The 13,775-nt window shown below is 50.3% G+C and carries 10 protein-coding genes; 8 read left to right on the forward strand and 2 right to left on the reverse strand.

Annotated features, from left to right (window positions below; translation table 11 throughout):
* Positions 1-7: 7 nt before the first annotated feature.
* Both JWG39_RS01295 and JWG39_RS01300 read left to right on the forward strand, forming a co-directional pair.
* Complete coding sequence (locus JWG39_RS01295; protein WP_205217529.1) at positions 8-1,237, forward strand: efflux RND transporter periplasmic adaptor subunit; 1,230 nt, start codon at positions 8-10, stop codon at positions 1,235-1,237.
* Positions 1,234-4,359, forward strand: coding sequence for an efflux RND transporter permease subunit (locus JWG39_RS01300; protein ID WP_338032163.1), 3,126 nt, complete (start codon positions 1,234-1,236; stop codon positions 4,357-4,359). Before JWG39_RS01295 ends, JWG39_RS01300 begins: the two co-directional genes overlap by 4 nt.
* 394 nt (positions 4,360-4,753) lie before the next feature.
* Here the strand turns inward: JWG39_RS01300 and JWG39_RS01305 are convergent, their stop codons facing one another.
* Together JWG39_RS01305 and JWG39_RS01310 are read right to left on the reverse strand one after the other, a co-directional pair.
* Entirely contained in the window at positions 4,754-6,064 is a 1,311-nt protein-coding gene (locus tag JWG39_RS01305) for a histone deacetylase family protein (protein WP_205217608.1), read from the reverse strand.
* A 70-nt stretch (positions 6,065-6,134) separates the two neighbouring features.
* Positions 6,135-7,784, reverse strand: coding sequence for a hydantoinase/oxoprolinase family protein (locus JWG39_RS01310; protein WP_205217530.1), 1,650 nt, complete (start codon positions 7,782-7,784; stop codon positions 6,135-6,137).
* A gap of 177 nt (positions 7,785-7,961) precedes the next feature.
* Between JWG39_RS01310 and def the strand changes: the two genes are divergently transcribed.
* The 6 genes from def to JWG39_RS01340 all read left to right on the forward strand — a co-directional run bounded on the left by def (position 7,962) and on the right by JWG39_RS01340 (position 13,504).
* A complete protein-coding gene (def, locus tag JWG39_RS01315) occupies positions 7,962-8,480 on the forward strand; it encodes a peptide deformylase (RefSeq protein WP_205217531.1) in 519 nt (172 codons plus the stop codon).
* On the forward strand, positions 8,473-9,432 hold the full coding sequence (fmt, locus tag JWG39_RS01320) for a methionyl-tRNA formyltransferase (RefSeq protein WP_205217532.1): 960 nt from the start codon (positions 8,473-8,475) through the stop codon (positions 9,430-9,432). The genes def and fmt overlap by 8 nt, the downstream gene beginning before the upstream one ends.
* Entirely contained in the window at positions 9,429-9,896 is a 468-nt protein-coding gene (locus JWG39_RS01325; protein ID WP_205217533.1) for a phosphatidylglycerophosphatase A family protein, read from the forward strand. The genes fmt and JWG39_RS01325 overlap by 4 nt, the downstream gene beginning before the upstream one ends.
* A 175-nt stretch (positions 9,897-10,071) precedes the next feature.
* Positions 10,072-10,344, forward strand: a complete 273-nt coding sequence (locus JWG39_RS01330) for an Lrp/AsnC family transcriptional regulator (protein WP_205217534.1) — start codon at positions 10,072-10,074, stop codon at positions 10,342-10,344.
* A gap of 75 nt (positions 10,345-10,419) precedes the next feature.
* Positions 10,420-10,686, forward strand: a complete 267-nt coding sequence (locus JWG39_RS01335) for a hypothetical protein (RefSeq protein WP_205217535.1) — start codon at positions 10,420-10,422, stop codon at positions 10,684-10,686.
* A 616-nt stretch (positions 10,687-11,302) separates the two neighbouring features.
* On the forward strand, positions 11,303-13,504 hold the full coding sequence (locus tag JWG39_RS01340) for an ATP-binding protein (RefSeq protein WP_205217536.1): 2,202 nt from the start codon (positions 11,303-11,305) through the stop codon (positions 13,502-13,504).
* Positions 13,505-13,775 lie beyond the last annotated feature (271 nt).

The raw sequence follows: 13,775 nt of genomic DNA on the forward strand, positions 1-13,775 counted from the left end.
GAAGACCATGAGCAAACACCCCGAAAGAACACACAGACAGAAAATACTCCTGCAGGCAGGGCTGACGCTCGCCATCATCCTCATCGCCGCCCTGATCACTACATGGCTGATAAAGACCCCGCCGAAAGCAAAGACACAACGACATACCACCGTGACGCCGCAAGTGGAAGTGGTAACGGCAAAAACGGGCGAGGGTGAGCTTCGCCTGCACGCCATGGGAACAGTGATCGCCGATCAGTCCATCACCCTCACCCCCCGGGTCTCCGGACAGGTGCAGAAGGTCAATTCGCACTTCACCCCCGGCGGTTTTTTCAAGAAGGACGAGGTTATATTGACCATTGACCCTGAAGATTACCGTCTCACCCTGATCCGTCTGCGCGGGACAGTGGCCGAGGCCCGCGCTGCTCTCGACCTTGAGATGGGCAATCAGCGTGTGGCAGAGAAGGAGTATGAACTGCTCGACCGCGAGGTGAACAGCAGAGAGAAGGATCTGATACTGCGCAAACCTCAGCTTGATGCCGCCCGCGCCGCTCTCACCGCTACCAGGGCAGAGCTGAAAATGGCGCAACGCGACCTTGCCGACACAAAGGTTCGTGCCCCCTTCAACGCCGTGGTGATTTCCAAAGCAGTGGACAGGGGCAGCCGAATTGCGATCGGTACCACCCTCGCCACCCTGGCAGGGACCGATGCCTTTCTGCTGCGCATCACCGTACCGGAGAAGCAGCTCAAATGGATCAGCGATACACCCGGCAGCGCATCTCCGGTGCTGATTTCAAGCGGCGCAGATACCCACAGCGGAGTTGTCACCCATATCGCTTCTTCCCTTGAAGAAACCAGCCGCATGGCCGTCGTCTATGCACAGGTTGAAGATCCGCTTTGCCTCCGCGCAAAGAATCGTCAGAAACAGCCTCTGCGCCTTGGCAGTTTCGTACAGGTTGAGATTGCCGGCCCCGTCCTCCACGACATGGTGGTCCTCAATCGGACCATGCTCCACGAAAACAACACCGTGCGCATACTCGGTGAAAACAAGCAGATGATCATCCGCACGGTCACCATTGCCGCACGCGAGGGGGACACGCTTTATATCAGTGAAGGCCTCAAGCCGGGTGACCAGCTGATCACCTCCTCATTTTCTTCTCCCCGTGCAGAAATCGCTCCCACCGCAGACGTTCAGCCCGCAGGGCAAACACCTGAACAGAGCAGCCAGCCTGCTCCCGGCCCGGAGAAAAATCTGTGAGCACGCAAAGTTCTCCCCGAAAATTTCAGCGCCTCAAGAAAGGTGCCGTGGCGTGGATGATCAACAACCCTGTCACTCCCAACCTGGTAATGATTATCTTCATTATCGGCGGTTTCTTGATGAGCAGCCAAATCAAGCGGGAGGTCTTCCCCTCCTTCGAGCTTGATACCGTCAGCATCAGCGTCAGCTACCCCGGCTCCAGCCCGGAAGAGGTGGAACAGGGCATCATCCTCGCCATTGAGGAAGGGCTGAGCGGGATTGAGGAGATTGACGAAATCCATGCCACAGCCTCAGAAGGAAATGCCACGGTAGTGGCCGAACTGCATGACGGCGTAGATACAGAAAAGGTCTTTCAGGATATCCAGGCTGAAGTGGATCGCATTACCACGTTCCCTGAAGACTCTGAAAAGCCGGTCGTTACCCTCATCGTCACCAAACGCCAGGTACTGCGCCTCAATCTCTACGGTGATGTGGACTACGGACTGCTGCGCAGTACCGCCGACAGGGTAAAAGACAGCCTGTTGCAGTACGACAACATCTCCCAGGTGGAAATCGACAATCCCCGCGACTATGAAATTGAGGTGGAAGTGCCGGAATCGACCCTGCGCCGCTACAACCTGAGCCATGAGGAGATCGCCGCCAGGATCCGGGCTGCCTCAGTGGAACTTCCCGGCGGCAGGATCGAAACTTCCGGCGGCCAGATTCTCCTCCGCCTCAAAGACCGCAGCGACCTCGCTGAAGAGTTCGCCACCATCCCGATTATTACCGGCAGCAGCGGTGCCAGCGTCCTTCTCGGCGATATTGCCACCGTCAGAGAGGGCTTTGAGGACGTTACCCGCTCCAGCAGCTACGACGGGATGCCCGCCCTGCAGCTCCTTGTCTATCGTGTGGGAAAGGAGACCCCGATCGGCGTCTCCGACGATACCGTTGCAGCGATGCAGACGATCAGCAAAATTCTGCCGCCGGGGATTCACTGGGCGGTCAGCAATGACAGATCAACCATCTATCGCGATCGCCTTCAGATGCTCCTGAAAAATGCCTTCGTCGGTCTCGCCCTCGTACTGATCTTACTTGGATTCTTCCTCGAGTTTAAACTGGCCTTCTGGGTCACCATGGGGATCCCCACCGCCTTTCTCGGAACCCTTCTTTTTCTGCCGATGTTTGACGTCTCCATCAACATGATCTCCATGTTCGCCTTCATCATCGCACTGGGGATTGTGGTGGATGACGCCATTATTGCAGGGGAGAATATCTACGAATACCGCCAGCGCGGTCTCACCCGGGTAGAGGCAGCAGTACTCGGTGCGCGGGACGTGGCCATCCCCATAACCTATTCCATCCTCACCAATATCGTCGCCTTCATGCCAATGCTCTTTGTGCCGGGGGTGTCAGGCAAGGTCTGGCGGGTAATTCCCATTGTCGTCATCTCCACTTTTGCGATCAGCTGGTTTGAATCACTTTTCATTCTGCCCTCCCACCTTGCTCATTCAAAAAAAAGCGGCAGCGGGTGGCTGCCTTCGATTATGTTCCGGTTGCAGCAAAGGTCCAACCGCATCATGCAGTTTGTTATACATCGGCTCTATATCCCCGCTCTGGGAGTTACCATTAATCTGCGCTATCTTTTTGTCGCACTGATGGTGGGTATCCTGCTGGTCACTACGGGCTATGTTAAGAGTGGCCGGATGCGAATGATCCTCATGCCAAGGGTGGAAGGAGATATCTCAGAAGTCACTGCCACCCTGCCCTGGGGCAGCCCGCAGTTGAAACTGATGGCGGTGCAGAAGACACTGCTCGAAGGACTTGAAGAGGTTGTGGCACAACACGGCGGCAAAAAACTGCTCGCAGCCACCACCGGACGAATCAACGAAAATGAGGTCCGCCTGCGGGCCATCCTTACTCCCTCTGACGAGCGCCCGATCAGCACCGGCGAACTCACTCACCTGTGGCGTGAGCAGGTTGGTACAATCAGCGGACTGAACGCCCTCCTCTTCGAAGCAGATCGTGGCGGGCCCGGCGGCGGATCCTCGCTTACCATAGAATTGAGCCACCGCGACATCGCCCTGTTGGATAAAGCCAGCGAAGAACTCGCCGACCGCCTTGCGGATTTCCCGGGGGTGAAAGATATCGACAAGGGTTTTGCGGAAGGCAAGATGCAGTACACCTACCAGGTGAATGAATGGGGACACAGCCTCAACCTCACCTCCACTGAAGTGGGGCGGCAGATCCGCAGCGCATGGCAGGGAGCAATCGCCCTGCGCCAGCAGCGTAACAACAACGAAGTAACGGTGCGGGTTCGCCTGCCTGAACAGGAACGCCGCCAGGAGAGCAGTATTGAAAACATGCACATCAAGACCCTCGGTGGTACCTGGGTCAGCCTCGGGGATATTACCGATCTCAGCAAGGCACCCGGCTATACCACGATCACCCGGCGAAACAGCCACCGCACGGTAACGGTCGAAGCCAATGTTGTTCCTATCGGCGACACCCAGATTGTTGCCGCCACCCTCACAGAAGAAGATCTCCCGCAGCTCGTCAAAAAATACCCCGGCCTCACCTGGAGCTTTCAGGGACGCCAGGCTGATCGCAAGGAAGGTACCGGGGCACTTGGCCTCGGCTTCCTTTATGCCCTCGGCGGCATATATCTGCTGCTCGCCATCCCCTTCCGCAGTTATACTCAGCCGGGCATCGTCATGATGGCAATTCCCTTCGGTATTATTGGTGCGGTCTATGGACATCTGCTGATGGGCTACAATTTGAGCCTGATGTCGATGATGGGCATGGTGGCACTCTCCGGCGTAGTGGTTAACGATTCCCTCGTCCTCGTAGATTATACCAATAAGAAACGGATTGAGGGAAAAACGGCACGGGATGCGGTGCTCCTCGCTGGCAATCGCCGTTTCCGACCGGTACTGCTCACCACCCTCACCACCTTCGGCGGACTTGCCCCGATGATCTTTGAGACATCAAGGCAGGCGAGGTTCATGATCCCCATGGCCATTTCGCTGGGATTCGGCATCCTTTTCGCCACCATTATCACCCTCGCCCTTGTCCCCGCCCTCTACCTGATACTTGATGACCTGCACTCTCTTTTCAGGCAGAAAGAAGAGCGGGAATCCGATTAAAAAGGGAGAAAGGAGACGGGAGACGGGAGACGGGAAAAAGCAGGGCAACATAACCGGATGATGTTCATTGTGGGATGAGAATGTTTCAAGGTGTTCCTGCAAAAGACGGAACAGCGAAAAAAGACATTTTATATTAGAGAAAATTTAGCGTGTTTCGCTGGCTATCCAGTCTTTTGCTTTTCCCTGTCTCCTTTCTCCCGTCTCCTGCCTCCCTTTTTCCATCCTTCCCGCTTTAAATTGTAAAATCTTTGTTCTCAAATTCTTTCCGCTTTTCTTCGTGTTCCTTCGCGTTCTTCGCGGTAAAAAATTGTCTTTCCGTCTTTTGCATACAAAAAAAGCCCCGCATCGCACAAGACGATACGGGGCTTCATTTTCAGAAAAAACAAACCTGATGTCAGGCAGTCTCGTAGATATCGGCCACCCGGTCCTGCAGCACAACCTGCTCCCGGGACCCCTTTGCCTTTGCCGCACGGGTGAAAGCATCCCTCGCCGCCTGCTGACATCTACTGCAGGCATTGAAAGGCACGGTGAAACCATGCAGCAGCTCTCCTGCCCCGCTGGCTTCAACCTCGGTGTATCCGGGGCAATCCGGGCAGAGTTTATAGTGTCTCACCTGGTCGACACCAAAACCGGTGGTGTCGTAGTAGATCGACTTCCGCTCCACCGCTTCCTCTCCACGGCAGACACTGGTGTCCCATTTCTTACGCGCTGCAAAGATCTCCAGCGCGTTCTGGCAGATTCCCTCAATCTGCCCATTCATCAATGCTGACTGTACAAAACGCTGCGGATCGTAGTCCGGCTCACGCACATTGCCGGTATCCAGTCCGGCCATGGCAAGGATAATACCAAGGTTGGTGTAGGGCAGCGCCCCCTCAATGGAATACCCGCCCTCCAGCACACAGATATCCGGATTAATCGCCTTGTTCAAACGGGCATACCCCTGGGCGGTAAAATTCATATTGGTGAGGGGATCAGAGTAGTGGTTGTCCTGTCCAGCGGAGTTCAGTACCAGCTCTGGTTTGAAGGCGTCCAGCAAAGGCAGCACCACCCGGTCCGTCACCATGCTGAACCCCTCCTCACCGGTACCTGGTGGAAGGGGCAGGTTGATGGTGTACCCCTGAGCGGCAGGTCCGCCCGCCTCATTTTGAAAACCGGTGCCCGGATAGAGAGTACGACCGTCCTGGTGAAGGGAGATGAAGAGCAGATCGGGGTCGTTGTAGAAGATATCCTGAGTACCGTCGCCGTGGTGACAGTCGGTATCCACAATGGCGATACGACGCACACCGTAGTGGCGGCGGAGATATTCCACCATGACCGCCTCAATATTGGCAACACAGAAACCACGGTCCCCGAAGACGGTCTGCATGGCGTGATGGCCCGGCGGGCGGACAATTGCAAAGGCCCGCTCGACCTCTTTCTCCATCACTGCTTTCGCCGCCCGGACAGCCCCTCCGGCAGAGATCAGATGAGACTCGGTAAGCAGAGCTTTTGAAGAAGGCGCACAGAGGTGAACACGATCAATATCGGCGTATGCCGCCAGCTCCGGGTTGAAAAATTCAATTCCGTCCACATCCTCCAGTCCCTCTTCAACGATCTGGTCACGGGTGTAAAGCAGACGTTCCTCACGCTCAGGGTGATCCGGGGTGATACACCAGTCAAAGGCAGGGAACAGAATAAGGCCGGTTTTGCGTACGGCCTGAGGCATATATCTTGTCATAATTTCTCCTTGATTCTCTCATGGAAGCCCTGCTGGAAAGATGCAGGGCAAGACGGGCTCACACGTTTGCCAAACCCGGCTGAACCTGCGCCTTGAGAGCAATAACCTTCCCGGTGGCGGAGAAGCCGCGTACCGTGTTCATCTCCTCCCGCTCAACAAATTCCACCGGTGGAAGTTCCCCTTCAAGACCAGCCTGAGCCGCAAGATGGCGAATCGCCGCAGCAAGGCGTTCCTCGGCGTCTTTCATGTCGAAACTGCGCCCAATCTTCTCGTGCAGCCCGATCTCCGGTATGGAGAGCGTACCGTCACTGCTGTTGGCATAGAGAGAGGCAGAGAGTGTCGGCCGGGTTCGCGCAGCACCAATGGCATTGGCCACCTCGTAATTCAACGGCACCTCGCAGGGCAGGTCGAAAGCCGCCGCCAGTTCGCCGCGCAGGGCCTCGGCGGGGCCGCCCACGGCAATGATCTCCGCCGGTTCCAGTCGCTGCCGGTCAAGCAGCGCAGAGACGGTATAGACCGGACGGGCAAAGACCTCTTCCACCATCTGATCAACGGCCAGTTTGATATTATGGCCAAAGGTCAGAAGAACCTCTCTGGCCGTCTCTTCCGGCGGATTATTGGGAAGAAGAAGATGCAGTGCCTCAGTGGCGCGTTCTCGATTCCCTTCCATGCGATTAAGCACCACCATGGCATCAGAGGGAGTCGCTCCTGTGATTTTACCTTCACTGAAGGCGGCAGGAACACCGTGGCGCTGCGGACCGATCACATATCCGTCCGCTGTCCGCTTCACCTCACTGTCACCTCCCAGACCGACACTGCGGGTGTTGAGTGCGCGAATAAGTGTCGGCCGTCCCATGATTGTTACCCCATAGGGCTCCATCAGCGGGACACCATCAGCAAAAAGACCAATGTCGGTGGTCGTACCGCCAATATCCAAGACCACGAAATCTTTTTCTCGCGGAGTAAGTGCCAGTGCCCCCATCACACTTGCCGAGGGACCGGAGAGGACTGACTCGCAGGGAACCGCCTCTGCCCGTTCGAGGGGAATAGTGCCTCCGTCAGCTTTGAGCACAGAGAGAGGTGCGGTGATACCGAGCCGTTTCACACCCGCATGAATTGCCTCGGAAAACTGTTGGAAACGGGTCTTGAGTCCGGCATTGATCCAGGTTGTATAGACCCGCCGGGGAAAATTGGGAAGCCCGGAAAGGTTGTGGCCACAGGTGACATGGGGAAAAGATGCTGCCTTGCGGGCGAGTTCCTGCTCCACCTGCGGGTTACGGTGAGAAAATTTGGTCACCACGCCGATCGACTGCAGCCCTTTTGCCGAAAAATCGGCCAGAGCAGCATCCACCACTGCGACCGGGGGTGATTGAATTAAACCGCCACGATGATCTATGGCTCCATCAAGAAAGACCAGATTCTCACCGCAGTCGAGAAACTCCGGATTTAATCCCGGTCCGGCCTGCACCAGCATCCCCACCTCGTCCATCTCACCATTGACAATGGCGTTGGTGCAGAGGGTGGAGCTGAGATGTACCTGATCAACTTCGCCCGCGCTGTCACCGAGAAGTTTTTCCAGCAGGGCAATAATAACCCCGCTCAAGTTGTCGTGATCAACAGGGATTTTCGCCTTGGCAAGCAGGCGCTCCCCTTCCAGTAAAACACCATCAGCGTTAGTGCCGCCGACGTCAATTCCCACTGTTTTCATAATACCCCTCCTTCTGTTAACAAGAATATACAGTGTACTACTTCATCCCTGGCAGTTCATCGGATAAATTAGAAAATCCGGGGCATATACTTGCCCGTTTGGCCATCAGGAAGTAATGTAAAGTGTTTACATTTGTTATCAGGCAGTTGCCGAATAAAGCAAAAGGAAAATACTCTCATGACAAAATTGAAAATTTACGAATACCCGGATCATGTCCTCAGGGAAGAAACCCGTACGATTACGGAATTTGATGACGGGCTGAAAAAACTTGTCGAAGACATGGCTGAGACCATGTGGGATGCCCCGGGTGTAGGGCTTGCCGCCCCGCAGGTTGGAAAATCTCTCAAAGTGATCGTGGTGGATTTCAGTCGTCAGAGCGGGAAAGAAGAAGATTGCATGCCGTTGATCAACCCGGAGATCATTGAATTCGAGGGCAGCCAGGTTGACGAAGAGGGCTGTCTCTCTGTGCCTGAACTCTTTGCCAACGTGACACGGGCCCAAAAGGTTACCGTCCGCTATCAGGATCTTGAAGGCAAGGTTCTTGAGCTCTCCACTGAAGACCGCTTTGCCGTGGTGCTGCAGCATGAAATTGACCACATTAACGGAATTCTTTTTCTTGATCACCTCAGCCGTCTCAAGCGCAATCTTTACAAGAAGAAAGTGAAAAAACGGGTGAGGGTGGAACAACATGACTGAGACTTTGCGCATTATCTTCATGGGCACCCCGCAATTTGCTGAAGTTTCCCTGCAGGCCCTGCTCGACGGTCCTGACGAGGTAGTAGCGGTTGTCACCCAGCCTGACCGTGCGAAGGGACGTGGGAAAAAAATGCAGCAGCCTCCGGTGAAGGTCCTCGCGAAGGCCAGCGATATCCCGGTGCTCCAGCCAACGGCAGACATTCGCAGTGAGGAATTCCAAAACGGGATTGCCTCCTACCAGCCCGATCTTATCGTCGTTGCCGCCTATGGTCGCATGCTGCCCAAAAATCTGCTCGACCTGCCGCCACTGGGATGCATCAACGTCCATGGTTCCCTGCTGCCAAAATATCGCGGTGCTGCGCCCATTCAGCAGTCAATCATAAACAATGACAGCGAAGTGGGCGTAACCATCCTGCAGATGGACGAAAAGATGGACACCGGCGATATTCTCTGCCGTTCCAGAATTCTTCCCGATCCCGGGGAGACTTCCGGGTCTCTGTTCCTCAAGCTCGCCGCCCTTGGCAGCAGCACACTGCTGCGTGCCATCTGCGGGCTCAAAGAGGGGACTCTTATCCCCACCCCTCAGGACAATTCCATCGCGACCTATACACCAATGCTGAAAAAGGAAGACGGCCTGATCGACTGGCGTATGGATGCGGTGAAGCTGGAATCTCTCATCCGAGGACTGGATCCGTGGCCGACCGGTTACTGTTTTTTCAATGGGAAAAGACTGCGCCTGTTCAAGCCTGAGGTTGTGTATCTTGACCCCGTGGTTGAGGCGGGAACTGTCATCCAGGCTGATGAGACGGGACTTGTTATCGCCTGCGGCACCAATGCGCTAAAGATCAGTGAGATTCAACCGGAAGGGAAAAAACGGATGAAAACAACCGACTGGCTGCGCGGGGCCAACCTGGCCGCAGGCACCAGCCTGCAGCCGGAGGAGTCTGCGTGACCCGGCTTATCGTTGCTGTCGCCACCGGCCTCTACAGCGGTCTGCTGCCAAAGGCCCCGGGGACATGGGGTTCACTCTTTGCCTTTTTGCCGTGGTATTTCATGCGCGGCCTTGAGATGCCGGTCTATCTCTCCATCACCGCTGCCGTCTTTGTCATCGGAACCCTTGCCGCCGGCTCAGCAGAGAAGATTTTTGACCGCCCGGATCCCGGCTGTATTGTTATTGACGAGATTGTTGGCGTTTTCATCACCATGGCAGCAGTCCCCGCCCCGGATAACCCGCTCTGCTGGCTGCTCGGGTTTGCTCTTTTCCGCTTTTTTGACGTGCTGAAACCCTTTCCTGTAAACTGGCTGGACCGCAATCTGCACGGCGGTCTCGGTATCATGCTTGATGATGTCATGGCGGGAATTTACGCCTTGATATGTCTACAAATTCTCTGGCGTGCCGGAGAGTTTTTCTTTTAAGGGAATTTTGCATAATTTTGTATCTCGTTCATATTCGAGGCACAGGAGAAAGTTCTCCGCAGAGATACCTTTGATATCCAGTACGATTGTCGTGATAGAGAGCAGAAATTTTTGGGTAAACCTGTTAATTTTACGTTGTGAAAAATTATCTACGTATCTAATGGAGAAATAAAACATGGTCACATCCATAATTTTAATGAAGATTCAAAGAAACAAGGTCAATGAAGTAGCTGAAAAATTAGCTGGCATTGAAGGGTTTTCTGAAGTGTTTTCTGTAACAGGAAATTACGACCTGGTTGCTATTGCGAGAGTGAAAGATAATGACTCTCTTTCTGATTTAATAACGAAGGCCATCCTAAATATAGAGGGTATTGAGAAAACAGATACCATGCTCGCATTCAAGGCCTATTCCAGACATGACCTTGAGGCTATGTTTGATCTTAATTAGAGCGTAAACAGGGGACGGATCACGATCTGAATTGATCGGGACATCACAGCCGAGATTAAATCGCGGTCTGTTCCTGTGCTTTTCTTGAGATGCCGCTCTCTCTCCATCGCCGCCGTCTTTGTCATCGGGTCCCCTGCCCGGTTCAGCAGAGAAGATTTTTTGACAGCCCCGATCCCGGCGGTATTGTTATTTGACGAAATTATTGGCGCTTTCCTCACCAGGGCCGCAGCCTCGCCCCGCCCCCTCTGCCTCTGCAGACTGTTCGGGTTTGCTTTTTCCCGCCTTTTTGACGTACTGCAACCGCGCCAGTCTTCACAGTGGTCTCGGCATCATGCCTGCTGATCTTAGAGTGGAGATTCAAGGTTCCCTTATACCTTGATATGTCTGCAGATCCTCCAGCCTTCCGGAGGATTTTTCCTTGAAGTAATCCTCTCCCTCCATCCCTCTCCGCCCGCTCTGTTGTAGAACTATCCTGGTCTGCCGCCCCAAATCAAGTGACGCGTTGACTAAATATTTGTAACTTGACGGTTATCCTGTTAAATAAATATCCAGTAAGATTGTTGTAATATAGAGCTGAAATCGGGGGTAACTTCCTGATTTTTACGTCGTGAATAATCTCTGCTTTCCGAAGCTGCAAGGCTGAATTCAAGTAATAAGTGCAACACCTCTGGTATCGTTGAAAACAGCTCTATTGAAGAATAATGCAAGTATTGTTGAGTTTTCATATTAAGGTTTATTTCCAATAGAGATGAATCTTACATCAAATACTGAAAATTTTATTTATGCAAGATGTGGCCTGGACTGGTGAGGGAGATGCTCTGCAAATTATCGGATTTGACTCCGGACAGAAAAAATACCACCATCGAACACGAAGAATTCAGATTGAATTCACAGATCATTTTAGAAAATGGCAAAAGTGCTTTATATTTAATACAACACGTGACTATGGAAAAGATAAATGCCCTCATTAAATACACTTAATAGATCGTGGTTCATTCTCGCTATTATTGCGTACATCGTCGCTTTATTTCTTTATGGTTTCTGGGATAATGATTATCAAAAAAAAGAAATTTTAAAGGATGTTGATACAACGCTTTATAACACCGCTATTTCTCTTAAATACATGCTGCCGGATGATTTTCATGATAGAGCAATTGATGCACAGTCTATCTCGATTGACGAAGACAAATATCTTGCGAATAAACTGACAAGCCTGGTTAGGGAGACAGGTATTAAATATGTTTATACAATTATCAAAAAAGAGGATAAACTCTTTTTTGTTACGAGTGATCTCATAGAAAACCCCAAAGATGAAAGAGGAACATTTTATTATTATGAGTATGAGGGAGCTGATGAAAATTTCAGTAATGCCTTTGAAAAGAAAACGCCAATGTATAAGACTGTTAGTGATCAATGGGGAACAGTGAGAACTGTAATGGTTCCAGAAAAATCACCAGGTGGAATTAATTATTTGGCTTGTGCAGATTATGACATTAGTTATGTAAAAAGTTTGCTCAATAAAAATTTATTAAAATCCATTGCAACAATGCTCTTCTTTTTATTACTGACAATACCTATAATAAAAGTCTATACAAATTCATATAAAAAATTTTTAGCAGATACAAAGAAGAATGAAAAAAAATATCGTCAAATCTTTAACAATATTCAAGATGTGTATTTTGAATCTGGTCTTGATGGAACAATTTTAGAAGTCAGCCCTTCAATTGAAAGATACTCTCAATATAAAAGGGAAGAACTTATTGGGAAATCAGTTTATGATGTTTATACAAATTCTGCTGATAATCATAAACTTATTGAGTCTATTATAAACAAAGGAACTCTCAAAGATTACGAAATTAATTTTACGGATAAGGACGGTACCCGGCATCTTTGTTCCATGAATATTGAAATTGTTAAAGATTATAAAGGAACACCAACAAAAGTAGTTGGAATTTTTCGAGACATTTCAGATCACAAGAAAGCAGAAGATGAAAAAATAAAAATGCAAATACTTGCAGAAAAACATAAAAAACTTGTATTGGTTGGACAGGTTGCTGGAAAAATGGCCCATGATTTTAATAATATTTTGGGCATTATTATGGGTAATACCGAGCTTACCTTATTGGATTGTCAGAAACCCGAAACAAGAGAAACACTTGAATTAATAGTTGAACAAACAATAAGGGGTAAAAATTTAACAAAAAACCTGGTTGCATTTGCCAAAGACCAGGAGCCTAAACAGGAATTTTTCAGAATCAGTGAAAAAATTGATCTTGTTCTTCGCCTGTTAAGAAAGGATCTCGAAGGAATTGAACTGATAAAGGAAGATAAAACAGGTGTGCCGGAACTGTTTGCTGACTCGGGGATGATCGAGCATGCACTTGTAAATCTGATACAAAACTCAATCCATGCCTTAAGTCTGGTTAAGTTTCCCAGAATCATCGTGAGAACATACAGCCTTGATAATAAAATTTGTTTTGAAATTGAGGATAATGGATGTGGAATTTCAAAAGAAAACCTGGAAAATATTTATGAACCTTCTTTCACTTTAAAAGGAAGCAGGGATGTAACAGGTTCCTATAAAGCAGGGATAAAGGGAACTGGCTATGGAATGTCGAATGTGAAAAAATATGTTGAGCAGCACAAAGGCTCTATCTCAATTGAGTCAGAAGCAGGTGCAGGGACTACGTTTACAATCTGTTTACCTGTCATTAAAAAGGAATTAACCACTCAAGAAAAAGAAGAACTAAAAAAAGAAATAATACAATTTGAAAAACATATTCTTCTCGTTGAAGATGAAGCAGCTATCTCGGGTGTTCAATACAGAATATTGACAAGTGAACCTTGTCATCACAAGGTCGATATTGCACACAACGGCCAGATGGCAAAAGAGCTCTTTGGAAGAAATATTTATGATTTTGTAAGTTTGGATTATGTTCTTCCGGGAGGAATCAACGGCATGGATGTTTATCATCATATCCGAAAAACAAATCAAACCGTTCCCGTGATGTTTATTTCCGGAAATATCGAATTTTTGGAATCCATAAAAGAATTGAAACAAAAAGATGCATATATTTATCATCTGTCAAAGCCTTGCCAGAATAAAGATTACGTGAATCGCATTAATGAACTGCTGGAAAAGACGTTATCTGAACAATGAGATTAATTTCATATCCTGTTTATCCCTTCATGGTTACAAACGACAAAAGGAACCACGAATGGACACGAATAAACACGAATTATTACTGAAAAAACCATAAGAGAATGCCTTTGTGGTTGAATTCTGTCTGTTATTTGCTTTGAGGTAATTGATGTTTTCTGTGGGAGCAAACTGCATGAGAACTATGGCAATGTATTGTTTCTGCTTATCGGCCCATAAGGAGCAGAGTCTGTTCTAATGCTCCTGGTAAACCACGGAAGACACGGAAAGC

The sequence above is a fragment of the Desulforhopalus vacuolatus genome (genome assembly GCF_016918505.1).
GTDB classification, from domain to species: Bacteria; Desulfobacterota; Desulfobulbia; order Desulfobulbales; family Desulfocapsaceae; genus Desulforhopalus; species Desulforhopalus vacuolatus.

Bases quoted from the DNA above. Each gene is read 5' to 3' on its own strand.
- JWG39_RS01295 (WP_205217529.1), top strand. From the start codon at position 8: ATGAGCAAACACCCCGAAAGAACACACAGACAGAAAATACTCCTGCAG.
- JWG39_RS01305 (WP_205217608.1), bottom strand. From the start codon at position 6,064: ATGCCTCAGGCCGTACGCAAAACCGGCCTTATTCTGTTCCCTGCCTTT.
- JWG39_RS01310 (WP_205217530.1), bottom strand. From the start codon at position 7,784: ATGAAAACAGTGGGAATTGACGTCGGCGGCACTAACGCTGATGGTGTT.
- def (WP_205217531.1), top strand. From the start codon at position 7,962: ATGACAAAATTGAAAATTTACGAATACCCGGATCATGTCCTCAGGGAA.
- fmt (WP_205217532.1), top strand. From the start codon at position 8,473: ATGACTGAGACTTTGCGCATTATCTTCATGGGCACCCCGCAATTTGCT.
- JWG39_RS01330 (WP_205217534.1), top strand. From the start codon at position 10,072: ATGGTCACATCCATAATTTTAATGAAGATTCAAAGAAACAAGGTCAAT.
- JWG39_RS01340 (WP_205217536.1), top strand. From the start codon at position 11,303: ATGCCCTCATTAAATACACTTAATAGATCGTGGTTCATTCTCGCTATT.